Genomic DNA, 25414 nt, shown 5'->3' with positions numbered 1-25414 from the left:
TGTTCGGTCCTCCCCCTCAGCCCCGGGCCCGGAGCCGGTCGGTGCTGTCCTCGCTGGGCTGGACGACGACGAACCCCTGGCCGGAGAAGCCCAGTTGGTATGCCTCGCCGCTGCCGCGTCCGATCATCGAGGACGCCTTGAAGCTGCGCTTGCCCTTCATCTTGAGGTTGGTCGACCAGGCGACCAGCGCGTCCGGGTCGACATAGGTCTCGTCGTCGCCGCGGCCGCAGTCGACGACGACGGGCGCGCCCCGGGAGGTCAGCGCGACCCAGCCGGTGCCGGCGATGCCGACGTTGAAGAGCCCCTGGCCGGCGAACTTCGCCATGCCCTTGACGCGCTGCACGCCCCACTGGAGGTGGGCGTCGAAGGCGAGGATGTTGGTGCCGTTGACGGAGAGCGCATCGTCGTTGAGGTTGATGCAGACCACATCGGCGCCGTAGTCGGCGAGGAAGAGCAGGCCGTCCCCGGAGCACTTCATCAGCGGGGCGCCCTCGCCGGTCAGCCACTGGGAGGCCATCTGGCGGACGGCGGGCGGGTTGGGCTCGTACTGGACGAAGCCTTCGTAGGCGACCATCGAGCCGGTGCGTGCGAAGACGTCCTGGCCGCTCTGCATGGCGATCTTCACCATGGCGCTGCCGTGGTTCTCCATACGGGCGGCGGGCGGGGTCGGGACGTAGCCCGACAGCTGCTGCTGGGTCATGATTACGGGCTCCCTCAGACCTCGTAGGGCTGGACGACGATGAAGTTGCCGGGCGCGCCCCGGAACTGGAGGTTCACGCTCTCGCCGGAGTGGCCCGGGTAGGCCTGCCGGCGCACGCTCACCTGGCTGGAGATGATCACCTGGGAGGCGGCGGACCAGGCCACGATGGCGTTGGCGTCGGCGAAAGTGGTCGGGGTGACCGGCAGCACGACGGGCGTGCCCTGGGTCTTGACGACGAGGGTGCCGGTCCCCTGGAACTGCATGGTGAACAGGGCGCCACCGGGGATGCCGTGGCCCTCGATGCGGCGGACCTCGTGCTGCAGCGATTCGTCGAAGGCGAGCACGCTTTCGGCGGAGACGCAGATGGCGTCGCCCTGCAGCTCGATGGGGTGGACATGGGCGCTGTTCTCCGCGAAGAAGACCTGGCCCTGGCCGGTGCAGCGCATCAGCTGCATCTCCTGGCCGGTGGCGTTGCCGGTGATCCGGCCGCGGAAGCCGGCGCCCTTGTAGCCGAAGTCGACCTTGCCCTGGTAGAGCACCATGCTGCCCTGCTTGGCGAGCACCGGCTGTCCGTCGACGCCGAGGTCGACGCGGATCAGCTTGGCGTTCTGCGGGGTCCAGCGCAGGCCGGTGGGCGCTTCCTTGTACTTGTCCAGGACGACGCCCAGTCCGGGGGCGGCGGGAGCGCCGCCCTGGTGGGGGGCGGCCGGGGCCTGGCCCGGATACGGGGCGCCGTGGGGCGGCTGCTGGCCGTACGGGGCGGGCTGGCCGGGGAACTGGCCGGGCTGGCCGTAGGGGTCCTGTCCCGGCACCGGCTGGCCGGGCGCCGGCTGGCCGTACGGGGGCGCCTGCGGGGCCTGCTGTCCGGGGTAGCCGCCGGGCGCGGGCTGGCCGTAGGGCGCGGGCTGCTGCTGTCCGGGCGGACCGGGCACGCCGGGCGGCGGCGGGACCTGGCCACCGGGCGGAACCATGGGGGCGGCGATCGTCGGGGCGTTGTGCACCTGCGGCGCGACGGGCGCCTGGGGCTGCTGGGGCTGCTGCACCTGCGGCTGCTGCGGGACCGCTGGGGGCGCGCCCTGGGGCGGGCCGAAGTCGGGCGCGGGCTGCTGCGGCGGTACGGGCGCGGCGGGGGCCGCGAAGGACGGCGCGGGCACGGGAGCCCCGCCGGCCGGCGGCGCGAAACCGGGTGCCCCCTGGGCCGCGGCCGGCGGCGCCTCCGCCTCTTCGGCGACCTCGCCGCCGAAGTTCTTCAGCAGGGCCTCCAGGCCGCCGTCGAAGCCCTGGCCGACCGCGGCGAACCGCCAGACGTCCTTGAGGTAGAAGTCGCCGAGCATGACGGCGCGTTCGGTGCTGAACTCGCTGCCGTCGAAGGAGTAACGGGCGACTTCCTCGCCGCCGGCCACGATCCGGATGTAGCCGGGGCCGATCTGGGAGATCTGGCCCGCGCCGTCGAGCGCCGCGGTGAAGGACAGCTTCTGGATGTGCGGCGGGATCTTGTCGAGGGTGACCCGGAAGGACTCGGCGTCGCCGGCCTGCGCGCCGAGCAGCTGGATCGACTCCTCGGGCGACTTGGGCTGGTTGAAGAAGATGAAGTAACGGTCGTCCGACAGCCGCTCCCCGGCGTCCAGACCGAAACAGCTGATGTCGAAGGTCAGGCCGGATCCGCCGATCTGCACGCCGACGTACAGATCCGTTCCCGCCGTCAGATCACTGACCTTGGCCTTGTGGCCCCGCTGGAATTCCCTGGCCATACGTTACGACCGTCCCCCGCTCCCGCTGTGAGTTCGTCAGCGCCAGGCTAACCGCTGCCGCCGACAACGGGCGATGCCGGGTGCATTGCCAATGCCGCCCGGCGCGGCCGTCATTCGCTGCGCGCCGCGGGCAGATGCGGCAACCTGTCGGCCGCGACGACCCCTTCGAGGTAGCCGCGGGCCCGTTCCGTACGCGGATAGGACTCCAGCAGGCGCCAGAACCCCGGGCCGTGGCCGGGGACGAGGAGATGGGCGAGCTCATGCAGCAGGACGTAATCGATGACGTACTCCGGCATGCCCTGCAGACGGTGCGAGAGACGGATGCTGCCCTCGGCCGGGGTGCACGATCCCCAGCGGGTGTTCTGATTGGTCACCCAGCGCACGGACGCGGGCCGGGCGCGGCCCTCAAGGAACTGGCCCGACAGCCGCTCGGCCCGCTCGGCGAGCTCGCTGTCGCCCAGCATCCGCTTGCTCTCCTGGGCGGCGAGCTTGTCCAGCATGACGGTGACCCAGCGCTGCTCCTCGGCCTCCGACATACGGGCCGGGATCAGGACCACCGTACGGTCGCCCTCGCGGTACGCGGAGACCGTTCTGCGCCGCCGTGAGCTGCGGCGCACCTCGACCGCACGCGCCCCCGATCCGCGGGCCTTCGGGCTCTGGGCAGCCCCGCGCGAAGTGTCTGCGGCGCGGCGCAGGGGTGTCTCTCCGGAGCCGCGTGGGGAAGGGTCGGCGGGCACGCGCCCGACGTTACCCGCTGGCCCCGGGCGAAGTCCCGCCCGGCGGACGGTTCGCCGCCGAAACACTCCATGGTGCGCACCGCTTGCCCGACAAATACCTGATGCCGGTGGATAACCCCCCTGTGGATAACTCCCACGCCGCTTGCGTCTGCCGCATGCTGAGCGCAGGACGACGAAAGACGGGGGGCGGCTCATGCATCCGATGCTCAAGCCCGCGCTGCGGCGCGGCTGGCCGGACAGGGAAACGGTGCGGTTCGGGGTGGCACCGGCGCACGCGAAGGTGGTGCGGCCGGTCGACACCGCGACCGGCAGCTTCCTGGGAATGATCGACGGCACCCGCACCCTGCGGCAGCTGGTCGCGGCGGCCGGGGCACTGGACCTCCCACCCGCACATGCGCGAGGTGTGGTGGAACGCCTGGGCGCGGCCGGACTGCTGGAGGCCCCGGCCGCGGGCGGCCCGGCGGCCGATGCGGTACGGGCGGACGGCCCGGCGTTCGAGCGGCTGCGGCCGGATCTGGCGTCGCTGTCGGTGCGGCATCCCGAAGCGGCGGGCGCCCTGGGCCGGATGGGGGCACGGCGGGGAGTCCGGGTACGGGTGCGCGGGACGGGGCGGGTGGGGGCCGCGGTCGCGGCGCTGCTCTCGGCCTCGGGGCTCGGGCGGGTGGAGGTGCTGGACGGCGGCACCGTCGAACCGTGGGACGTCACACCGGGCGGACTGCCGGCCGAGCGGATCGGCGAGCGGCGCGACGCCTCCGCCCGGCGGCTGGTCCAGGAGGCATCCCCCTGGAGCCGCCCGCCGCGGCCACGGGGTCCGGTCAGCGATTCCGGCGAGCCGGGACTGTCCCTGGTGGTGCTCACCCCGCGCGACGGCCTCGCCGCGTACGCCCCCGACCCCGTCCTGTCCGAACCGCTGCTCACGGCCGGCATTCCGCATCTTTACGCCGGTGTGATCGAGGGCACGGGAGTGGTGGGTCCGCTGGTCCTGCCGGGCGGTTCGGCGTGCGCCCGGTGCGACGAGTTGGCGCGTACGGATGCGGAGCCGGCGTGGCCCCGGCTGCTCTCGCAGTGGCGGTCGGGACGGGCGTCGACCGCCGTACCTGCCTGTGATGCCGCACTGGCGACGGCGGTGGCCGGGCTCGCCGCCGTGCAGGCGCTGACGTTCCTCGACGGCGAACTCCCGCCGTGCACAGGGGCGCGGATGGAGCTTGCGCTGCCGTGTGCGAGCGTGCGCACGGTGCGGATCGGGCCGCATCGCGAGTGCGGCTGCGGTGCCGCCGCTTCAGCCGGTTGGGCGGGCGCCTCGGATTCTCGAACACGAGACGCCACAATGACGGAGTAACCCCGGTAGGGGGACAGTGTGAGTTGGAGGGGCGCATGTCTGATCTTCCCCGCAAGGCGGTCACCCGCACCGCCAAGCTGGCCGCTCTGCCGCTGGGGTTCGCCGGCCGTGCCACCTGGGGCCTGGGTAAGCGGATAGGCGGCAGATCCGCCGAGATCGTCGGTCGCGAGCTCCAACAGCGCACCGCGGAACAGCTCTTCAAGGTGCTCGGCGAGCTGAAGGGCGGTGCGATGAAGTTCGGGCAGGCGCTGTCGGTCTTCGAGTCCGCGCTGCCGGAGGAGATCGCCGGGCCCTACCGCGCCGCGCTGACGAAGCTTCAGGAAGCGGCGCCGCCGATGCCGACCGGCACGGTGCATTCCGTGCTGACGGAGCGGCTCGGTGACGACTGGCGGGAGCTGTTCGAGGAGTTCGAGGACAAGCCGGCGGCCGCCGCATCCATCGGCCAGGTGCACCGGGCGGTGTGGCACGACGGCCGCGAGGTGGCCGTCAAGGTGCAGTATCCCGGGGCGGGCAAGGCACTCCTGTCGGACCTCACCCAGCTGAGCCGGTTCGCGCGGCTGCTGGGGCCCCTGATCCCGGGCATGGACATCAAGCCGCTGATCACCGAGCTGCGCGACCGGGTCTCCGAGGAGCTGGACTACGCCCTGGAGGCCGAGGCCCAGCAGGCGCATGCCGAGGAGTTCGCCGACGACCCGGATGTGGTCGTACCGGCCGTCATCCACCAGAGCGACCAGGTGCTGGTGACGGAGTGGATGGACGGCGTACCGCTGTCCGAGATCATCGCGGACGGCACCGAGGAGCAGCGGGACCGGGCCGGACAGCTCCTGGCCCGCTTCCTCTTCTCCGGCCCGGCCCGCACCGGCCTGCTGCACGCCGACCCGCATCCGGGCAACTTCCGGCTGCTGACCGGCGACGACCCGGACGGGCCCGCCGACCGGTGGCGGCTGGGGGTGCTGGACTTCGGCACGGTGGACCGGCTGCCCGAGGGCCTGCCGCCGACCATCGGCAGCTCGCTGCGGATGACGCTGGAAGGCGAGGCCGAAGCGGTCTACCAGCTGCTGTGCGAGGAGGGCTTCGTCAAGGACACCATCGAGCTGGATCCGGACGCGGTACTGGAATATCTGCTGCCGATCATCGAACCGGCGCAGGTCGAGGAGTTCACCTTCACCCGCGACTGGATGCGCCGGCAGGCGACCCGGATCGGCGACCCCCGATCCCCCGCCCACCAGTTGGGCAAGCGGCTCAATCTGCCGCCCGCGTATCTGCTGATCCACCGTGTGACCTTGAGCACCATCGGAGTGCTGTGCCAGCTGGGGGCGACGGTACGGCTCCGGGACGAGCTGGCGGCGTGGCTGCCCGGGTTCGTGGCGGAAGAGCCGGAAGAGGAAGAGGCCGGGCTGACGGCGGAGGAGGCGGACATCGTCCAGGAGATCGACGCGGACATCGAGGCCGCCGCCCGCGCCGAGGAGGAGAAGGAGCCCCTCCGGGAGAGCCCCGCCTGAGCGCGCGGCCCGGCGGGCCGGGCGGCTTCCGCGGTGGCCGCCCGCCCGCCCCTCACCACCAGCTGGAGTCCAGCCGCCCCTCGATGGCCCGGATGTGTTCCCGCGCGCAGGCCTCACAGAAGTAACGACGCTCGCCGTTCTCGACGGAGCAGGTCCAGGTCGGCGGTGTGCCCTCGGCGACCGCGCCACAGCCGGCACACACGGTGTGGTCGCCGGTCAACTCCGCCTGTTCATGCGTCTGCTGTTCCACCATCCGACGATATCCCCGCCAACGGCATCAACCCGGATACAACGCCGCAACGTCACACGGGGCCCGCCCTTCCGGACGGACCCCGTGTGGTGGATGCAGACCCCCGTTACTGCATCACGGCCATGGCCAGCGCGCGGCGGGCGCGCAGCGACGCACGCTCGGCGCGCCGCTGCATACGCCGCGCGGCGGCGAGCCGGTGCGCCCTGCGTTCGGATTCGGCCTCCCGAAGGCGTTCATGCATATGCGCACGCGCCAGGGCTTCTGGAATGAGTTGCATGGCGTGGTTCCTGTTCTGACGCGACTCGATCGCGTCGGCGTTCACGGGGGCGGGCGTGTCGGTGAGGGTGGAGTTCATCGTGGGGTCCTGCTTCTTGGGATCCCGTGTGCCGGGACGGTCGATCGTTCCTGTGCCGGTGGTGTTCATGCCGCGACCGGGTTCTTGCGCGGACGGCCACGCGGACGCTTGCGGGCCACCACAACGCCCTGGACGAAGAGCTCTCCGCCCCAGACGCCCCACGGCTCACGGCGGTCCTTGGCGCCGGCGAGGCATGCCTCGCGGACGGGACAGGTCTGACACAGCGTCTTGGCGTACTCGACGTCGGCCGGGGACTCCGCGAAGAAGACCTCGGGGTCATAGGTGCGGCACGGGACGGCGGTGCCAAGGCGGTCGATCTCGTCGTCGAGCTCGGTGAGGGGCAGCAAGGAGTTCTCCTGGGGGTCGGGCGGAGGGATCAGGTCGGTCGCTACGGACGGGGTGTGCGTCTGCAGTTGCACGGTGTGTGTTCCTCGTCTGTTTCGGCCCGGCTGGTGGCGGGCGCGTGGGGCAAACAAAAGGGCCGCGGATCCCGGTGTGGGTTCCGCGGCCCTGGAAGGTGCCGACCTGATCTGCCGATCAGGCTGGATCTCTCCAGGGTTCGAGGCCGCGGTAGGCCCACATTTCATGCTGCTTGCGGTACTGCTCCGGGGATCCGGCACCATTGGCCGCCGCTTCGAAGGCAAAGGCATCCGCCTGTGCCGCCGCTGCTGCTACCTCAGGTGCCTCGGTCGGTCGCGTGGTGCGCTCGCTGCGCGTCAGCACAGCGATGAGCTCGGGGCGAGCGACCTGGGTACCGGACAGGCGGCCGAAGCCGGACAGACCGGTGCCAGGGAGCGAGGAGCCGAGGGCGCAGGTGGCGACGACCGAGAGATCGGTCATTTTGTTGGTCTCGATGAAGCTGATCACTGGGCTCGCCTCCTCTCGGCGTCTCGGTGGACCGGGGATCCCGTTCCAGGCTCGTTCAAGTACAGCACGGATCCATCGGATCTCGGAAGATTCCGTTGTCTCCGTTGCTTGTGAAGGCTATGGGGCTGCGCTCCACACACGCAAACTATTTTTCCGACGAGTTTTTCGCGGCGCCTTCGGATGCCTCCTCCGGCACGTCCACGAGGTCCTCGCCGGCGCAGAGTGCCAGCACATCCGCCCCGTAGCGGTCCAGCTTTCGCCGTCCCACCCCTGAGATGCCCGCAAGCTCCGATTCGGTTCCCGGAACCGCCTCGGAAATCGCCATCAGCGTCTTGTCGGTGAAGACGCAGTACGCCGGCTGCCGCGTCAGCGCGGCCTGTTCGGCGCGCCAGTCCCGCAGCCGCTCGTACAGCGCCTCGTCGATCTCCGACGGGCACTCCTCACAGCGCATCAGCTTCATCTCGCCCGCATCCGTCAGGGTCTTGTTGCAGACCCGGCAGCGGGCCGGGCGGCGGTCCCGGCGCCGGGTCGCCCCCGCCGCCGCACCGCCGCGCTCGACGCCGCCCGTGACCGCCCCGGCCGGGCGGCGCCCGGCCGCCGCCCCGGACCCGGGCCGCAGCCCGTTGAGGAACCGGCTGGCGCGACGCACCGCACGGCCGCCGGGCGAGCGCGCCAGCGACCACGACAGACCCAGATGGAGGCGGGCACGGGTCACTCCCACATAGAGGAGCCGGCGCTCCTCCTCGATCTGCTCATCGGTCTTGGCGTAGGTGATCGGCATCATGCCCTCGGTGAGACCCACCAGGAAGACGGCGTCCCACTCCAGGCCCTTCGCCGCATGCAGCGACGCCAGCGTGACGCCCTCGACCGTGGGGGCGTGCTGGGCGTTGGCCCGTTCGTCCAGCTCGGCGACCAGATCGGCGAGGGTCGCCTCGGGGCGGGCCGCGGCGAAGTCCTCGGCCAGCCGCACCAGCGCCGCCAGGGACTCCCAGCGGTCGCGCACCGCCCCGGACCCGGCCGGCGGCCGGCTCGTCCAGCCCATGTCGCTGAGCACCGCCCGCACCTCGGACGGCAGACCGACCGCGTCGTCGAGCAACGCGTCATTGCCCCCGAAGCGGGCCGCTCCGCGCAGCTTGACGCCGGCCTCCCGCACCTCGGGCCGCTCGAAGAACCGTTCGGCCCCGCGCAGCAGGTACGGCACGCCGGCGTCGGCCAGCGCCTGTTCGTAGACCTCGGACTGGGCGTTGATCCGGAAGAGCACGGCGATCTCACCGGCCGGGACACCGGAGGCGATCAGGTCGCGGATGCGCCGGGCCGTGCCCTCCGCCTCGGCCGGCTCGTCGGCGTACTCCACATACGCGGGCTCCGGCCCGGCATCGCGCTGCGAGACCAGCTCCAGCCGGTGCTCGGCGGCACGGCCCCTGGCCTGGGTGAGCAGCCCGTTCGCGAGGTGGACGACCTGCGGGGTGGAACGGTAGTCGCGGACGAGCTTGACGACGGTGGCGTGCGGATGGCGGGTCCGGAAGTTGAGCAGATGGTCGGGGGTGGCGCCGGTGAAGCTGTAGATCGTCTGGCTGGCGTCACCGACCACGCACAGACTGTCGCGGTCCCCCAGCCACAGCTCCAGCAGCCGCTGCTGCAGCGGGCTGACGTCCTGGTACTCGTCGACGACGAAGTGCTGATACTGCGCCCGCACCTGCTCGGCGATGTCGTGCCGGTCCTGCAGCACACCGACCGTGAGCAGCAGCACGTCCTCGAAGTCGATGCTGCCCCGGTCGCGCTTGAGCTGCTCGTACGTGCCGTAGATCTGCCCGATCTCGGCCGGGTCGCGCGGCGCTTCCCGGCCGGCCTTGACGACCGCGGCCGGATAGTCGGCGGGCACGGTCTGGGTGACCTTGGACCACTCGATCTCGGCCGTGACATCCCGCAGCTCATTGCGGTCGAGCCGGATGCGGCAGCGCGCGGCGGCCTCGGCGACGAGCTGGACCTTGCGCTCCAGCAGCCGCGGGACCTCACCACCCACCGCCTTCGGCCAGAAGAACTGCAGCTGCCGCAGAGCCGCGGAGTGGAACGTCCGGGCCTGGACGCCGTCCGCACCGAGCTGCCGCAGCCTCCCCCGCATCTCGCCCGCCGCGCGCGCGGTGAACGTGACGGCAAGCACACTGGCCGGCTGCAGGATCCCGGCCCGCACCCCGTACGCGATCCGGTGCGTGATCGCCCGGGTCTTGCCCGTCCCGGCGCCGGCCAGCACGCACACCGGACCGTGCAGGGCCGTCGCGACCTCGCGCTGCTCCGGGTCGAGCCCGTCGAGCACCGCATCGGCCGACTCGGGGACCTGCGGGAAAAGAGTGGAGTGCGTTGCTGGTGTCACCCCGCCATGCTGCCAGGTCCGCGGAGGCGCCCGGGAAAGTTGTCCACAGGCGCCGGCTCCGGTCGTACCGCGCCGCCGCGCTGTGGACGAACGCCGACGCGGAACGCGCGGCTCTGCTGTGATGGATCCGGCGGTCGAGGCCGGGGCGATCCCCCGGCCGGAGCTGCTGGGAGCGGGCGGCCGGAACTGCCGGGAGCGGGCGGCTGCACCGCCGGGATCCGACGGTCCGAGCTGCCGATCCGTCGACCGTGGGGATGCCGCGGCGGCGAGATCGGCCGGGCGGGACGTCCGTGAGCCGGGCGGGACCGGCTCGGACCTGGCTCGGGCCGGGCCCGGGGCCAGCTCGGGCAGGGCGGTCGGGGAGAGGTGGGGAGGGCGGGGGCGGGGGCGGGGGGCGGCCCCCGAAGCCGGTGAGAGCGGGAGCGCCGGGCGGCGGACGCCCCCCGAAGCCGAAGCCGAAGCCGGTGGGAATGCTCCGCGGGCTCCATGCGTTCATGCTCTAGTCGTCGCTGCGGACAGGGTGCCGCGGCGGCGTGGTAACCGAGACACAAGACGTAAAGGAGCGCGGGGCGCATGGCGGGCACTGTGACGATGTACAGCACTACCTGGTGCGGCTACTGCCGTCGGCTGAAGGGCCAGATGGACCGCGAGGGAATCGCGTACACCGAGATCAACATCGAGCAGGACCCGGAGTCGGCGGCGTTCGTGGAGAAGGCGAACGGCGGCAACCAGACGGTTCCGACCGTGCGCTTCCCCGACGGTTCGACGCTGACGAACCCGTCCTTGGCGCAGGTCAAGCAGAAGATCGGTGTGTGAGGCGGCTCACCCCCGTCGCATACGGTCGTGGGCCGGGCCCGGTACAGGGTCCGGCCCACGATGTCGTGTGGTCAGGGCCTGGGGAGCGGCTTGCCGTACCAGAGCTCGATGAGGCGCGCGGCGATGGAGATGCCGTAGGGCGGGAGGACCTCGCCGGATTCGAAGGCGGCGCGCAGGTCCTCGCGGGAGAACCAGCGGGCCTCTTCGATTTCCTCGCCGTCGACCTGGATCTCGGAGGACGTGGCGCGGGCCATGAAGCCGAGCATCAGGCTGGAGGGGAAGGGCCAGGGCTGGCTGGCCACGTATTCCACGTCGCCGACGACGACGCCGGCCTCCTCGAAGACCTCGCGGGCGACCGACTGCTCGATGGACTCGCCGGGCTCGACGAAGCCGGCGAGGGTGGAGAAGCGGCCTTCGGGCCAGTGGACCTGGCGGCCGAGGAGCGCGCGGTCCTCCTCGTCGGTGACGAGCATGATCACGGCCGGGTCGGTGCGCGGGTAGTGCTCGGCGCCGCAGGCGGGGCAGCGGCGGATATGGCCGGCGGCGGCGATGACGGTGCGCTCGCCGCAGCGTGAGCAGAAGCGGTGCAGGCGCTGCCAGTTCTCGAGGGCCACGGCGTGGACGAGCAGCCCGGCGTCGCGGGGGGACAGCAGCAGCCCCGCCTCGCGCAGTCCCGCCGCGCGGGCGGACTGGTCCAGGCGGCCGGGGAGGGCGTCCTTCTGGAGGGCGAAGTAGCTGATGCCCTCTTCGTCGGTGCCGAGGTAGTAGCGGTGGGCCTCGGTCAGCGGCGCCTCGAAGGACGGCGTCATGATCAGTTCGGTGCGGCCGTCAGGGGTGTCGTCGATCAGCGCCTGGCCGCCGGACACCACGAAGACGCGCGTCGTCGGATGGCTCCAGGCGGCCGCGAGCCATGCCTCGTCGAGGCGGTGGTGGGCGGAGCGGTCGATTCCGCTGGGTGCGCTGAAGGTGATGGGCCGGTCGGCGCTGTGCTGGTTGGTCCAGGTGGTCACTGCTGTTTCCAACTCCCCCTATGGCGTGGGTGATTGCTGCGTTCGGGCGCGGGGCGGGACGGCGGGCGCGGGCGCGCGGTCAGGGGGTGCCGGGCCGGGGCCGCCAGTTGTCCGCCAGGTCGCTCCACAGGTGGGCGGCCGTTTCGACGCCCTTCATCAGCAGGTCGAGCTCGACCTTTTCGTTCGGTGCGTGCCAGCCGTCGGACGGGACGGAGATGCCGAGGAAGAGGACCGGGGCACCGAGGACGTCCTGGAGGTCCGCGGCGGGCCCGGAGCCGCCCTCGCGGGTGAAGAGGATCTTCTGGCCGAAGGCGCGTCCCATGGCGCGGACGACGGACTGCAGCGCGGGGTGGTCGAGCGGGGTCAGGCAGGGGCGGGTGGCGCCCCAGAAGGTGATGTCGTGGCGGATGCCGGCCGGGAGGCTCGCGGCGACCCAGTCGCGTACGGATTGCTGGACGGCGTCCGCGTCCTGGCCCGCGACCAGCCGGAAGGAGAGCTTGAGCTGGGCGGTGGCGGGCACGATGGTCTTGCCGCCGGGGCCCTGATAGCCGCCGGAGATGCCGTTGACCTCGGCGGTGGGGCGGGCCCAGATGCGTTCGAGGGTGGTGGCGCCCGTCTCGCCGAGGGCGGCGTGGGAGTGTGCGGTGCGCAGCCAGCGGTCCTCGTCGAAGGGCAGCTCGGCGAAGAGTGCGCGCTCGCGGTCGGTGAGCTCGATCACGCCGTCGTAGAAGCCGGGGACGGCTACGCGGCGGTCGGTGTCGTGCAGCGCGGCGGCCAGCCGGGCGGCCTCGGTGGCGGGGTTGGGGACCGCGCCGCCGAAGGATCCGGAGTGGATGTCCTGGTCGGGACCGCGGAGGTCGATCTGGCAGTCCGTCAGGCCGCGCATGCCGGTGCAGACCGTGGGGGTGTCCTCGGCCCACATGCCGGTGTCGGAGACGATCACGGCGTCGCAGGCGAGGCGGTCGGCGTGCCGGGCGATCAGGGCCGGGAAGTTCGGGGAGCCGGACTCTTCCTCGCCCTCGATGAGGAGCTTGAGGTTGACGGCGGGGGCGGTGCGCCCGGTGGCGGCGAGGTGGGCGCGGACGCCCAGGGTGTGGAAGAAGACCTGGCCCTTGTCGTCGGCGGAGCCGCGGGCGTAGAGCTTGCCGTCGGCGGTGTGCGGCTCGAAGGGGTCGGTGTGCCAGCCGTCCTCGCGGGCGGCGGGCTGGACGTCGTGGTGGCCGTAGACGAGCACGGTCGGCGCGGCCGGGTCGCCGGAGGGCCATTCGGCGAAGACCGCGGGCAGGCCGTCGGTCTCCCATATCTCGGCGGTCGGGAAGCCCGTGTCGGTGAGCTTCGCGGCGAGCCATTCGGCGCTGCGGCGGACCTCGCCGGCGCGCTCCGGGTCGGCCGAGACGGAGGGGATGCGCAGCCAGTCCGCGAGGTCGTCGAGGAACGTCTCGCGGTGGCCGGCGATGTACGCGCGGACGGCATTGTCCGGGGTGGTGCTCATACGGCCGAGCCTATCGGCCTTCCGGGGGAGGGCGGTCGGCGGTCTCACCGAGCAGGATGCGTTCGAGTCCGGCCCGGCCGGGCAGCCGCCGGGGCCGGACGATCTCGCCGCTGCGGATGTAGACGAAGGCGGCTCCCACGGCGGAGGGGCGCAGGCCGTAGCGCTCGGCCCAGGCGAGGCGGTAGATGGCCAGCTGGAGGGGGTCGGCTCCTGGGGTGCGCCATGGGCCGCGGCCGCGGGGCTGGGCGCGGGTGGTCTTCCAGTCGATGATCTCGAAGCGGTCGCCCTGGGGTCCGCGTTCCTTGTAGACGGCGTCGATCCGGCCGCGGATGACCCGTCCGGCGAGGGTGATCTGGAAGGGGGCCTCGACGCGGTAGGGGGTGCGGTGGGCGTACGGGGTGCGGGCGAAGGCTTCCTTGAGGTCCGCCAGCTCGCGTTCGTCGGCGATTTCCGTGTCGTCGGGCTCGGTGCCGGGGAGGTCGTCGGGGCCGAGCAGGGGCAGCGTCAGTTCCTCGAAGCGGGATTCGACCCAGGCGTGGAAGCGGGTGCCGCGGCGGGCGCCGGGCAGCGGCGGGCGGGGCATGGGGCGGGCGAGCTCGCGGGCGAAGCCGTCGGGGTCGGCGGCGAGGTGGAGGAGTTGGGTGGCGCTCAGGGAAGGCGGGAGGGGGACGTCGGTGACCGTGGCCCGGGAGCGGCGCAGCTCGTCGGCGAGGGCGTCGAGGTCGCGGTCCCAGGACCCTACGGTGCGGCGTTCCTCGGGGAGGAGGGCGCGGGCGGTGTCCTCGGGGGTGGGGGGTGGGGCGGAGCGCTGGGCGATGATGCGGGGGGCCGGGGCTTCGGGGGCGTCGCCGAAGGGCTCGGGGTCGTCGTCGAAGGGGTCGGGTTCGTCGGTGTCGTACGGGTCGGCGTAGGGGTCGTCGTATGCGTCGGCGTAGGTGTCGTCGTACGGATCGGGGTACGGCTCCCCGGCCGCCTCGTCCTCCGGGGGCGGGGGCCAATCCGGGGCGTCGGCGAAGAGGGACCCGGAGGGGACGGCGGGGGCGGGGACCGGGGCGGGGGTCCGGCCCAGCCGTGCGAGGTGGCGGAGGACCGTGGCCCGGGCGGCCCGGCGGCGGGCGGTGGCGTCGGGGTCCAGGGGGAGCGGCCAGGCCTGTTCGGTGGCTGCTTCGGTGAGGGTGGGGTTTTCGGCGTGCTCTTCCGGGGCGTCGGCCCAGGCCTCGATCTCGCCGTGGCCGGCTTCGCAGTGCTCGCGCAGGGCCTGGAGGAAGGCGGAGGGGCCGCGGGGTCGCTTCTGGTGGGGGCCCCACCAGTGGCCGGAGCCGAGGAGGAGGGAGCGGGGGCGGGTGAAGGTGACGTAGCCCAGGCGGAGTTCCTCGGTCTCCTGGTGGTGCTTCATCGCCTCCTTGAAGTTCTTCAGGCCGCGGGCGGCCCATTCCTCGACGTCGGGGAGGGTGGCGGCGTCGCCGCGCAGGGCGTGCGGGAGGACCTTGGGCTGGGTGATCCAGGACTCGCGGGCCTGTTCGCTGGGGAATTGCTTGGTGACCAGGCCGGGGACGGCGACGACGTCCCATTCCAGGCCCTTGGACTTGTGGGCGGTGAGGACCTTGACGGTGTTGTCGCCGCCGGGGAGGGAGCTGTCCAGGCCCTTTTCGTACTGGGCGGCGGTGTGCAGGAAGCCGAGGAACGCGAGCAGGGAGGCCTCGCCGTCGAGGGCGGCGCCGCCCTGTTTGGCGGCGAAGCCGGCGGCGATGTCGAGGAAGGTGCCGAGGGTTTCGCGGCGGCGGGCGGCGAGGGCGTGGGGGGAGGCGGAGAGTTCGACCTCCAGGCCGGTGGTGGCCAGGACGCGGTGGAGCACGTCCATGAGGGGGTCGCTCAGAGCGCGGCGCAGGTCGCGGAGTTCGGTGGCGAGGCGGGCGAAGCGGATGCGGGCGTCGTCGGAGAAGGGCAGGCCGTCGTCGGGGCCGTCGGCTTCCAGGAAGGTGTCGAGGGCGTCGGCGAGGGAGATGGTCTCGGCCGGGTCCGTGCCCTCGACGGCTTCGGCGAGGCGCTGTTCGGGGTCGTCGGAGGGCGCACCGTGGTGGACGAGGGTGCGGGCGCGGCGGCCGAGGAGGGCGAGGTCACGGGGGCCGATGCGCCAGCGGGGGCCGGTGAGGAGACGGACCAGGGAGGCGTTGGCGGTGGGGTCCTGGAGGACCTCGCAGACGGCGACGAGGTCGGCGATCTCGGGGAGGTGGAGGAGCCCGGAGAGGCCGACGACCTCGACGGGGATGTCGCGGGCGACCAGCTCGCCCTGGATGCGGGCGAAGTCGGCGGCGGTGCGGCACAGGACGGCGATCTCGCCGGGCGGGGTGCCGGTGCGGACGAGGTGGGCGAGGGAGTCGGCGAGCCAGGTGAGCTCTTCGGCGTGGGTGGGCAGCAGGGCGCAGCGGACCGTGCCGTGGTGTTCGGCGCCGGGGGCGGGGCGCAGCGCTTCGACGCCTTCGTGCATCTGGCGCAGGGGGGCGGCGAGGCCGTTGGCGAGGTCGAGGAGGCGGCCGCCGCTGCGGCGGTTCTCGCTGAGGGTGAAGCGGCGGGCGGGGGTGCCGTCCTGGAAGGGGAAGTGGGTGGGGAAGTCGTCGAGGTTGGCGACGGAGGCGCCGCGCCAGCCGTAGATGGCCTGGCAGGGGTCGCCGACGGCGGTGACCGGATGCCCGGCGCCGGTGGCGGTGGCGGTGGCGTTTCCGGTGCCGGTCTCGTTGCCGGTGCCGGTCTCGTTGCCGGTGCCGGTCCCGTTTCCGGCGCCGAAGAGGCCGGAGAGCAGGAGGCGCTGGGCGACGGAGGTGTCCTGGTACTCGTCGAGGAGGACGACGCGGTAGGCGTCGCGCAGGGCCTGGCCGACTTCGGGGCGGGTGGTGGCGAGGGTGGCGGACAGGGCGATCTGGTCGCCGAAGTCGAGGAGGTCGCGGCGGCGTTTCTCGTCGCGGTAGGCGCCGACGAGGTCGAGGAGTTCGCGGCGGGCGCGGGCGGTTTCGGGGATCTTGCGCAGGTCGGCGTTGGTGAGCTTGATGCCGTCCAGGGTGGCGAGGAGGTCGCTGTCGTAGGCGTGGAGGCGGTCGGGGTCCACGAGGTGTTCGGCGAGCTCGCCGTCGAGGGCGAGGAGGTCCTCCACGAGGGCGGGCAGGGATTTGGTGAGGGCCGGGTAGGGGCCGGGGGCGGCGCGCAGGACGCGGGCGGCGAGCTGGAAGCGGGTGGCGTCGGCGAGGAGGCGGGCGCTTGGTTCGAGGCCGATGCGCAGGCCGTGGTCCTTGAGGAGCTGGCCGGCGAAGGAGTGGTAGGTGGAGATGCGGGGCTCTCCGGGGGGCTGGTCGGCCCCGGGGGTGTCGGCGGGGAGGGCGGCGGGGTCCGTGACGCCGGCCGCGAGCAGGGCGGCGCGTACGCGTTCGGCGAGCTCGCCGGCGGCTTTGTTGGTGAAGGTCAGCCCGAGGACGTGTTCGGGGGCGACCTGGCCCGTGCCCACGAGCCAGACCACGCGTGCGGCCATGACCGTCGTCTTGCCGGAGCCGGCTCCGGCCACGATGACCTGCGGGGCGGGCGGGGCGGTGATGCACGCCGTCTGCTCCGGGGTGAACGGGATGCCGAGGAGCTCCTTGAGCTGCTCGGGGTCGGTGATGCGGGCTGACACATCGCAAACCGTAACGGGCGGCACTGACAATCGCGGCGGGCCGGGTCGTTTGCGCAGGTCAGGGGCTTCTTCGGCCGAGGCCGAGGCTGAGGCCGGGGCCGGGGCCGGGGGCCGGGGCCGGGGCCGGGGGCCGGGGCCGCAGCTCCCCCGGCCGCCGCGCGCCCGCCCGCCCGGCCGGCCACCCGGCCACCCGCCGGCTCACTCCACGATGTGCTGTCCCTCCGGCCGGGCGCTGCACGAGGCGTGGAAGGCGCAGTGGGTGCAGTGGGTGCCGGTGGTGGGGGTGAAGCGTTCTTCCAGGACGCGGCCCGCGGCGGTGGCGAGGAGTTCGCCGATCCATTCGCCGTCGGTCCCGGGCGGCGGCTGGGCCTGTACGGCGGGCAGCGCGTCGCCGCCTTCCTTCTGGGGTGCACCGAGGCGCAGGTGGACCAGTTCGGCGCCCCCGGGGGCGGGGGTGGTGCCGTCGAAGGCGTCGTCGACCGCGCCTTCGCGGACGGCGAGCTGGTAGACGGCGAGCTGGGGGTGGCGGGCGACCTCGGGGCCGGTGGGTTTGTTCTTGCCGGTCTTGAAGTCGACGACGTAGGCGCGGCCGTGGGCGTCACGTTCGACGCGGTCCATGCTGCCGCGGATGCGGATCTGGTAGGCGCCGGCCTGGAGGGTGACGTCGAAGCCGTGTTCGGCGGCGACGGCGTGCCGGCCGTGGGTGTCGCGGGCCATGACGTGCCAGCGCAGGAAGCGTTCCAGGGCGGCGCGGGCGGTGTCCTTTTCCTGGCGGGATTTCCAGGGGGCGTCGAAGGCGAGGGCGTCCCAGACGGAGTCGAGGCGCGCCATCAGGACATTGAGGTCGGCGGGGCTGCGGCCGGAGGCGACCTCGTCGGCGAGGACGTGGATGACGTTGCCGAAGCCCTGGGCGGCGGTGGCGGGTTTGTCGGCCTTGACCTCGCGGCCGAGGAACCACTGGAGGGAGCAGGTGTTGGCGAGCTGGTCGAGGGCGCTGCCGGAGAGCACCACGGGCCGGTCGCGGTCGCGCAGCGGGACGCCGCTGTGGGTGGGTTCGTGCAGGCCCCACCAGCTGTCGGGGTGGGCGGCGGGGACGAGGGGGTGGCCGTCGTCGTCGGTGAGTGCGGCCAGTTTGGCGAGCCGCTGGGCGGCGGCGTCGCGCAGTGCGTCGGTGGCGGTGGGGTCGACGGTGGTGGCGCGGAGTTCGGCGACCAGGGCGGCGACGGCGAGGGGGCGGCGGGGGCGGCCGGTGATGTCCTGAGGGGTGGTGCCGAGTTCGGTCAGGAAGCGGGAGGGCTGGTCGCCGTCGTCGGCGGCGGCCTTGACGGCGGTGACGACGAGGCGTTCGCGGGCGCGGGTGGCGGCCACGTAGAACAGGCGGCGTTCCTCGGCGAGCAGCGCGCCGGGGGTGAGGGGTTCGGCGAGGCCGTCGCGGCCGATGCGGTCGGCCTCCAGGAGGGAGCCGCGGCGGCGCAGGTCGGGCCAGAGTCCTTCCTGGACGCCCGCGACGATGACGAGGTGCCATTCCAGGCCCTTGGCGCGGTGTGCGGTCATCAGGCGTACGGCGTCGGGCTGGACGGTGCGGCGGGTGAGGGTGTCGGCGGCGATGTCCTGGGCGTCGAGTTCTTCGAGGAAGTTGAGGGCGCCGCGGCCGCCGGTGCGTTCCTCGGCGCGGGCGGCGGTCTCGAAGAGGGCGACGACGGCGTCGAGGTCGCGGTCGGCGTTGCGGCCGGCGGCGCCGCCGCGGCGGGCGGCCCGTTCCAGGCGGCCCGGCCAGGGGGTGTTGTCCCACAGTTCCCACAGGGCGGCTTCGGCGGTGCCGCCGCCGGCGAGGATTTCGCGGGCCTTGCGCAGCAGCAGGCCGAGCCGCTGGGCGCCGCGGGCGTACGCGGGGTCGTGGGCCACCAGGCGCTGGGGTTCGGCGAGGGCCTGGGCGATCAGTTCGTCGGAGGGTCGGGGCAGTGCTTGGCCGGCGGCGCGCTCTTCCTCGCGCAGGGCGCGGCCCAGGCGGCGCAGGTCGGTGGCGTCCATGCCGCCCAGGGGGGAGGCCAGCAGGTCGAGGGCGGTCTCGGTGTCGAGCGGGTGGGGTGCGTCGGGCGCCGCGTGGAGTGCCGCCCGGGCGGCCGCCCGCAGCGCGGTCAGGAGGGGTGCGACGGCGGGTTCGTGGCGCAGCGGGAGGTCGTCGCCGTCGATGTCGAGGGGCACTCCGGCGGAGGTGAGCGCCCGGCGTACGGCGGGTATCGAGCGCCCGCCGGCGCGTACGAGGACGGCCATGTCGCGCCAGGGCACGCCGTCCTCCAGGTGGGCGCGGCGCAGGATGTCGGCGATGTTGTCCAGTTCGGCGCCCGGTGTCGGGTAGGTGTACGCCTCGATGCGGCCGCCGTCGCGTACCGGGGTCAGTTCGCGGTGGGCGCGGACTTTTCGGGCGGGCAGGCGGGTGAGCGGCATCCGGTGGGTGAGCAGCCGCGTGGCGGCGAGCAGGTTCGCGCCGGAGCGTCGGGAGGTGCGCAGGACCTCCACGGGGGCGGGGGTGCCGTCGGCGCGCCGGAAGGTCTGGGGGAAGTCGAGGATGCCGCCGACGTCGGCGCCGCGGAAGGCGTAGATCGACTGGTCGGGGTCGCCGAAGGCGAGGAGTGTGCGGCCGGGGGAGCCTGGTGTGCCGGGTGCGCCGTGGTGGCCGGCCAGTGCGCGCAGCAGCCGGACCTGGGCGACGTCGGTGTCCTGGTATTCGTCGACGTAGACCGCGTCGTAGGCGGCCGCCAGCTTGGCGGCGATGCGGGGGTCCTCGATGAGCAGGACGGCGCGGTGCATCAGTTCGGCGTAGTCCAGGACGCCCTGGGCGTCCAGGACGTCGAGGTATTCGGCCAGGAAGGCGGCGGCGGCGCTCCAGTCGGGGCGGCCGGTGCGCCGGGCGAAGGCGCCGAGAGCGTCGGGGCCCAGGCCCAGTTCGCGGCTGCGGGCGAGCACCGCGCGGACCTCGTCGGCGAAGCCGCGGGTGGTCAGGCAGGCCCGTAGTTCGTCGGGCCAGCTGACCTGGGCGCGGCCGTCGCCGGCCAGCTCGGCCTGGCCTTCGAGGAGCTCGCGGACGAGGAGGTCCTGTTCGGGACCGGAGAGCAGGCGCAGCGGGTCGGCGAAGAGATCGGCGTCCTGGTGGGCGCGGACCAGGGCGTAGGCGAAGGAGTGGAAGGTGGTGGCCTGGGGGGTGTGGCCGGCGCCCGCGCGGGCGGCGAGGCGGTCGCGGAGTTCCACGGCGGCCTTGCGGCTGAAGGTGAGGACGAGGATCCGCTCGGGGTCGGCGCCGTCGCGGATGCGGGCGGCCACCGACTCCACGAGGGTCGTGGTCTTGCCGGTGCCGGGGCCGGCGAGTACCAGGAGCGGGCCGTGGCGGTGGTCAACCACGGCGCGCTGGGCTGCGTCCAAGGCAGGAGGATCCACCGGCACCGGCGGGGTGCGCACCAGTCGGTACGCGCCGGGGGCGTCCCGTCGCGCCGCGCGCTGCGACGGGACCGACGGGACGGCCGAGAAGGAGGAACTCACGTGGATCGCCGGTCCTGGTGGGGTTGCTGATCGGGGTGTGGTGCGGGTGGTGGGCGCGCCTGGGGCCGGGTATCGGGCCGTTGGTGACGGCGGCGCCGGAGAACGCTACGCCAGTCGGCTCACGAGCCGTCCCAGCGGGCCCGTCGCATGTCCAGGCGCGGTATGTGCCCACCCGTCGCCCGGCCACCGCCCCCCATCGATGCGCTTCGCGCGCCCCTGCCGAGGGCGGTCCGCGAGGCCTCGCGCAGGGGCGTGCCCTCTTCGCGGTAGTGCGCCAGTGCGCGCAGCTCGTGGCCGGGCAGGAGGACGCCGTCCGAGCGGACCACCCGCCACCAGGGCACGGCGCCGCCGTAGAGGGCCATCACCCGTCCGACCTGCCGCGGTCCTCCGTCTTCAAGCCACTCGGCGACATCCCCGTAGGTCATGACCCGTCCGGCCGGGATCAGCTCGGCGACGCTCAGTACGCGCTCGGCGTATGCGGGCAGCTCAGCGGCTTCGGTGTCCGCCTCCGTCTCGTCACTCCCACTCATTCGGTCCATCCTGCCGCACGGCACCGACAATGGGATCGGACACACGGTCCAGGTTCCCCTGGCGGTTCGCCGGCCGGGTGCCGTCGGCGCGCAGCGGTGGAGATCGTTCCGCTTCCCGCACCCCCGAAATGCACCCTGATGCCCCCCACCACTGGTCGGCCGTGCCACCATCTTCCGGACGGTGACTGGTGATACGAGATCAAGAAGAGACGGCCGAGCAGCAGGGTGCGGCGCCTCCACGGGAGGCGGGCGCCCCTGACGCGCTGGCCGCCGGCGCCCCCAAGCCGACGGAAAAGGCGAGCACGATCAAGAAGGCCGAACCCCCCGAGGCGTCCGAGAGGCCGAAAGAGCCCGCGGACCCCGAGCCACGCGCGCGCCACGAGGAGGAGCCGCACTCAGGCGACAGCGACCGCGACCGCGACAAGGACCGCGGGCGGACCGGGCGCAGGGACGAGCAGCGCGCCGCGGAGGCGCCCCGTACGGGCTCGCACCGCGCCGATCTGACCGCCGACGAGCACGGCGAGTTCCACGTCGACCGGGTCTCCGGCGACGAGCCGCTGCTGCCCGCCCGGGTGCACCGCCCCTCCGACCTGCTGCGGCTGCTGCTGGGCATCGTCGGGATCGCGCTGGTCCTGGGACTCGCCACGTTCGCGCACGGCACCACCCAGGGGCTGAAGAACGACATCGGCAAGGGCTTCGGGGCGGCGCCCGAGCTGCTGATCAACCTGGCGGGGCTGACGTCCAGCGTCGCGGTGCTGATCGTGCCGGTGGCGTTCGCGGTGGAGCGGCTGATCAAGCGGGACGGGCTGCGGATCGCGGACGGTGTGCTGGCGGCCGTGCTGGCGCACGGCGTGTCGCTGGCCACCGATCTGTGGGTGGCCGAGGCGGCCCCGCCGTCCATCCGGGCGGCGCTCACCCAGCCGCTGGAGAACGGTTCCCTGTCGGCGCCGGTGCACAGCTATCTGGCGCCCGTGATCGCCTATATGACGGCGGTGGGCATGTCCCGGCGGCCGCGGTGGCGGGTCGCGATGTGGGCCGTGCTGCTGCTGGACGCGTTCGCGGTGCTGGTCGGCCGGTACACCACGCCGTTCGCGATCGTCACGACCGTGCTGATCGGCTGGACGGTCGCCTACGGCACCCTCTACGCCGTCGGCTCCCCCAATGTCCGCCCCACCGGTCAGAACCTCCTCGCGGGGCTGCGCCGGGTCGGCTTCCACCCGGTCAGCGCGATGCGCGCCGAGCTCGCCGAGAGCGCCGGGGACGCCGCGGGCACGGCGGGCCCGGACCACTCCGAGAACGCCGACCGCGGCCGCCGCTACCTCGTCACCCTGGAGGACGGCCCGCCCATCGACGTCACCGTCGTGGACCGCGAGCAGCAGGCGCAGGGCTTCTTCTACCGGGTGTGGCGGCGGCTGTCGCTGCGCGGCATCAACCAGCGCCGCAGCCTGCTGTCGCTGCGCCAGGCCCTGGAGCAGGAGGCGCTGCTGGCGTACGCGGCGATCGCGGCGGGCGCCAACGCCCCGAAGCTGATCGCCACGTCCGAGCTCGGCCCGGACGCGGTGATGCTGGTCTACGAGCACATCGGCGGCCGCACCTTCGACTCGCTGGCCGACGAGGAGATCACCGATGCGCTGATGCACAGCGCCTGGCGGCAGGTCGAGGCGCTCCAGTCGCGGCGGATCGCGCACCGGCGGCTGGTGGGTGATGCGCTTCTGGTGGATCGTTCCGGCAACATCGTGCTGACCGAGCTGCGGGGCGGGGAGATCGCGGCCGGGGACGTCGTGCTGCGGATGGACATCGCCCAGCTGCTGGCCACCTGCGGGCTGCGGGTGGGCGCCGAGCGGGCGGTGGCGGCGGCCGTCGAGGTGCTCGGCCCGGACGCGGTCGCCGACAGCCTCCCGCTGCTCCAGCCGATCGCGCTCAGCCGTACGACCCGGGCGACGCTGCGCCAGCTGGCCCGCGAGCGCGCCAAGCGGGAGCGGGAGGCCGTACTGGCCGCGTCGGAGGCCGCCAAGGAGGCGCGCGAGGCCCGGGAGGCGGCGGGCCCCCAGGACCGCAAGACGCTGCGGGCCGAGCGGCATGCCGCGAAGAACGCCGAGAAGCGCGCCCTGGAGGAGGCGTCGGAGGAGGCCCGCGAGGAGGATCTGCTGGCGCAGATCCGCCGCCAGGTGCTGCTGATCCGCCCGACGGCGGTGATCGAGCCGGCGAAGCTGGAGCGGCTGAGCCCGCGCATCCTGATCAGCTGGATCGCCGGGGCGTTCGCGGCGTATCTGCTGATGTCGCAGCTGACCAACTTCAACCTGGGCGATGTGATCAGCGAGGCCCGGTGGGAGTGGGTCCTGGTCGCGATGTTCTTCTCGGCGCTGACGTATCCCGCGGCGGCGATGAGCCTGCTGGGGTTCGTCACGGAGAAGGTGCCGTTCGTCAGGACGGTGCTGGCGCAGATCGCGGGCAACTTCGTGAAGCTGGTGGCGCCCGCGGCGATCGGCGGGGTGGCGCTCAACACCCGGTTCCTGCAGCGTGCCGGGGTCCGGTCGGGCCTGGCGGTGGCCAGCGTCGGCGCGTCCCAGCTGTTCGGCCTGGGCAGTCACATCCTGCTGCTGCTGGCCTTCGGCTATCTGACCGGCACCGAGCACGCGCCGCAGATCTCGCCGTCGCGTACGGTCATCGCCGGTCTGCTGACGGTGGCGGTGCTGGTCCTGGTGGTGACGGCCGTACCGGCGCTGCGCAAGTTCGTCTCGACGCGGGTGCGGTCGCTGTTCGCCGGGGTGGTCCCGCGGATGCTGGACATCCTCCAGCGGCCGGGGAAGCTGATCACGGGTATCGGCGGGATGCTGCTGCTGACGGCGGCGAACGTGATGTGCCTGGATGCGTCGATCCGCGCGTTCGGCGGCAGCGACAAGATCAGTTACGCGAGTATCGCGGTCGCGTTCCTCGCCGGGAACGCGCTGGGCTCGGCCGCCCCGACGCCGGGCGGTCTGGGTGCCGTGGAGACGGCGCTGCTCGGTGCGCTGACGGTCGCCGGGCTCCCGAGTGCCACGGCGTTCCCGGCGGTGCTGCTGTTCCGGCTGATGGTGTTCTGGCTGCCGGTGCTGCCGGGCTGGCTGGCCTTCAGCTATCTGACCCGTAAGGGCGAGATCTGAGCGGCGGCCGGGCATGCGAAAGGCGCCGGTCCGCGCAGTGCGGACCGGCGCCTTTCGCGTAGCGCCTCTTGCGTGGCTGCCCAGTGGCGGCCGTTTGCGTGGCGGCCTAGTAGATCGGCTTCTCCGGCTCGACGGTGTTGACCCAGCCGATGACGCCGCCACCGACGTGGACAGCGTCGGCGAAGCCCGCGGACTTCAGCACGGCCAGCACCTCGGCGGAGCGGACGCCCGTCTTGCAGTGCAGGACGATCTTCTTGTCCTGGGGGAGGTCCTGGAGGGCGGTGCCCATCAGGAACTCGTTCTTCGGGATCAGCCGGGCGCCGGGGATCGAGACGATCTCGTACTCGTTCGGCTCGCGGACGTCGATGATGTCGATCTTCTCGTCGGCGTCGATCCACTCCTTGAGCTGCTTGGGAGTGATCGTCGAGCCGGCCGCCGCCTCCTGGGCCTCCTCGGAGACGACGCCGCAGAACGCCTCGTAGTCGATGAGCTCGGTGACGGTGGGGTTGTCACCGCAGACCGCGCAGTTCGGGTCCTTGCGGACCTTGACCTGGCGGTAGGTCATCTCCAGGGCGTCGTAGATCATCAGGCGGCCGACCAGCGGGTCGCCGATGCCGGCGAGCAGCTTGATGGCCTCGTTGACCTGGATGGAGCCGATGGAGGCGCACAGCACACCCAGGACGCCGCCCTCGGCGCAGGAGGGGACCATGCCGGGCGGCGGGGGCTCCGGGTACAGGCAGCGGTAGCAGGGGCCGTGCTCGGACCAGAACACGGACGCCTGGCCGTCAAAACGGTAGATCGAACCCCACACGTACGGCTTGTTCAGCAGCACACAGGCGTCGTTGACCAGGTAACGCGTGGCGAAGTTGTCCGTGCCGTCGACGATCAGGTCGTACTGGGAGAAGAGCTCCATGACGTTCGTGGAGTCGAGGCGCTCTTCGTGCAGGTTGACCGTGACGTACGGGTTGATGCCGAGCACCGTGTCCTTGGCGGACGCGGCCTTGGAGCGGCCGATGTCCGCCTGGCTGTGGATGATCTGGCGCTGCAGGTTCGACTCGTCGACCTCGTCGAACTCCACGATGCCGAGGGTGCCGACACCGGCCGCGGCGAGGTACATCAGCGCCGGCGAGCCCAGGCCGCCGGCGCCGACGGCCAGCACCTTGGCGTTCTTCAGCCGCTTCTGCCCGTCCATCCCGACATCGGGGATGATCAGGTGGCGGGAGTACCGGCGGACCTCGTCTACGGTGAGCTCGGATGCGGGCTCGACCAGGGGTGGCAGCGACACGGGGACTCCGTTGGTCGGTATGTCAGTACGGGACCGTCCCCCGCTGATGCGGGGAGCGTCTCTCGTAA

At 72.8% G+C, this 25414-nt stretch carries 18 protein-coding genes; 4 read left to right on the top strand and 14 right to left on the bottom strand.

What is annotated here, in order from left to right; genetic code table 11:
* Window positions 1-16: 16 nt before the first annotated feature.
* The 3 genes from AC5677_RS25765 to AC5677_RS25755 all read right to left on the bottom strand — a co-directional run bounded on the left by AC5677_RS25765 (window position 17) and on the right by AC5677_RS25755 (window position 3188).
* Window positions 17-700 (bottom strand): AIM24 family protein, encoded by a 684-nt coding sequence (locus AC5677_RS25765; RefSeq protein ID WP_497190301.1) that lies wholly within the window; start codon window positions 698-700, stop codon window positions 17-19.
* 14 nt (window positions 701-714) lie between these two features.
* Window positions 715-2451, bottom strand: a complete 1737-nt coding sequence (locus tag AC5677_RS25760; protein WP_497190300.1) for a TerD family protein — start codon at window positions 2449-2451, stop codon at window positions 715-717.
* A gap of 110 nt (window positions 2452-2561) precedes the next feature.
* Entirely contained in the window at window positions 2562-3188 is a 627-nt protein-coding gene (locus tag AC5677_RS25755; RefSeq protein ID WP_497190299.1) for a M48 metallopeptidase family protein, read from the bottom strand.
* A gap of 202 nt (window positions 3189-3390) precedes the next feature.
* Here AC5677_RS25755 and AC5677_RS25750 point away from each other — a divergent pair, with 202 nt between their 5' ends.
* Together AC5677_RS25750 and AC5677_RS25745 are read left to right on the top strand one after the other, a co-directional pair.
* Window positions 3391-4527: a ThiF family adenylyltransferase gene (locus AC5677_RS25750; protein ID WP_497196755.1), complete on the top strand. Its 1137-nt coding sequence runs from the start codon at window positions 3391-3393 to the stop codon at window positions 4525-4527.
* Window positions 4528-4562: 35 nt separating this feature from the next.
* Entirely contained in the window at window positions 4563-6029 is a 1467-nt protein-coding gene (locus AC5677_RS25745; protein ID WP_497190298.1) for an ABC1 kinase family protein, read from the top strand.
* A gap of 52 nt (window positions 6030-6081) precedes the next feature.
* On the opposite strand, the gene AC5677_RS25740 is transcribed toward AC5677_RS25745, so the two are convergent.
* The 5 genes from AC5677_RS25740 to AC5677_RS25720 all read right to left on the bottom strand — a co-directional run bounded on the left by AC5677_RS25740 (window position 6082) and on the right by AC5677_RS25720 (window position 9872).
* Window positions 6082-6282 (bottom strand): hypothetical protein, encoded by a 201-nt coding sequence (locus tag AC5677_RS25740; protein WP_497190297.1) that lies wholly within the window; start codon window positions 6280-6282, stop codon window positions 6082-6084.
* A 103-nt stretch (window positions 6283-6385) separates the two neighbouring features.
* Complete coding sequence (locus AC5677_RS25735) at window positions 6386-6703, bottom strand: putative WhiB-interacting protein (RefSeq protein WP_497190296.1); 318 nt, start codon at window positions 6701-6703, stop codon at window positions 6386-6388.
* Window positions 6700-7053 (bottom strand): WhiB family transcriptional regulator, encoded by a 354-nt coding sequence (locus AC5677_RS25730; protein ID WP_403501203.1) that lies wholly within the window; start codon window positions 7051-7053, stop codon window positions 6700-6702. The genes AC5677_RS25735 and AC5677_RS25730 overlap by 4 nt, the downstream gene beginning before the upstream one ends.
* A gap of 118 nt (window positions 7054-7171) precedes the next feature.
* Complete coding sequence (locus AC5677_RS25725; protein WP_497190295.1) at window positions 7172-7501, bottom strand: hypothetical protein; 330 nt, start codon at window positions 7499-7501, stop codon at window positions 7172-7174.
* A gap of 145 nt (window positions 7502-7646) precedes the next feature.
* Window positions 7647-9872: an ATP-dependent DNA helicase UvrD2 gene (locus AC5677_RS25720; RefSeq protein WP_497190294.1), complete on the bottom strand. Its 2226-nt coding sequence runs from the start codon at window positions 9870-9872 to the stop codon at window positions 7647-7649.
* 573 nt (window positions 9873-10445) lie between these two features.
* Between AC5677_RS25720 and AC5677_RS25715 the strand changes: the two genes are divergently transcribed.
* Window positions 10446-10688, top strand: a complete 243-nt coding sequence (locus AC5677_RS25715; RefSeq protein ID WP_497190293.1) for a mycoredoxin — start codon at window positions 10446-10448, stop codon at window positions 10686-10688.
* Between the two features lie 71 nt (window positions 10689-10759).
* Here AC5677_RS25715 and nudC read toward each other — a convergent pair whose 3' ends face one another.
* From nudC to AC5677_RS25690, 5 genes are all read right to left on the bottom strand, one after another.
* On the bottom strand, window positions 10760-11698 hold the full coding sequence (gene nudC, locus AC5677_RS25710) for an NAD(+) diphosphatase (RefSeq protein WP_497190292.1): 939 nt from the start codon (window positions 11696-11698) through the stop codon (window positions 10760-10762).
* Window positions 11699-11777: 79 nt separating this feature from the next.
* A complete protein-coding gene (locus AC5677_RS25705; RefSeq protein ID WP_497190291.1) occupies window positions 11778-13190 on the bottom strand; it encodes a dipeptidase in 1413 nt (470 codons plus the stop codon).
* A 10-nt stretch (window positions 13191-13200) separates the two neighbouring features.
* Window positions 13201-16851 carry an ATP-dependent helicase gene (locus AC5677_RS25700; protein WP_497190290.1) on the bottom strand — a complete coding sequence of 1217 codons (3651 nt, stop codon included), beginning with the start codon at window positions 16849-16851 and terminating at the stop codon, window positions 13201-13203.
* 198 nt (window positions 16852-17049) lie between these two features.
* Window positions 17050-20388 (bottom strand): ATP-dependent helicase, encoded by a 3339-nt coding sequence (locus tag AC5677_RS25695; RefSeq protein WP_497190289.1) that lies wholly within the window; start codon window positions 20386-20388, stop codon window positions 17050-17052.
* 119 nt (window positions 20389-20507) lie between these two features.
* Window positions 20508-20918 carry an MGMT family protein gene (locus tag AC5677_RS25690; RefSeq protein WP_497190288.1) on the bottom strand — a complete coding sequence of 137 codons (411 nt, stop codon included), beginning with the start codon at window positions 20916-20918 and terminating at the stop codon, window positions 20508-20510.
* A gap of 188 nt (window positions 20919-21106) precedes the next feature.
* Here AC5677_RS25690 and AC5677_RS25685 point away from each other — a divergent pair, with 188 nt between their 5' ends.
* The gene (locus AC5677_RS25685) at window positions 21107-24061 is read left to right on the top strand and encodes a lysylphosphatidylglycerol synthase transmembrane domain-containing protein (protein ID WP_497190287.1); all 2955 of its coding nucleotides are present in this window, start codon (window positions 21107-21109) and stop codon (window positions 24059-24061) included.
* A 106-nt stretch (window positions 24062-24167) separates the two neighbouring features.
* Here the strand turns inward: AC5677_RS25685 and moeZ are convergent, their stop codons facing one another.
* Window positions 24168-25346: an adenylyltransferase/sulfurtransferase MoeZ gene (gene moeZ / locus AC5677_RS25680; RefSeq protein WP_497190286.1), complete on the bottom strand. Its 1179-nt coding sequence runs from the start codon at window positions 25344-25346 to the stop codon at window positions 24168-24170.
* Window positions 25347-25414 lie beyond the last annotated feature (68 nt).

It is taken from the genome of Streptomyces sp. JLSY215 (assembly GCF_059682825.1).
Note: the sequence above shows the minus strand (reverse complement) of the source record. Positions and strands in the feature narration are given on the sequence as shown.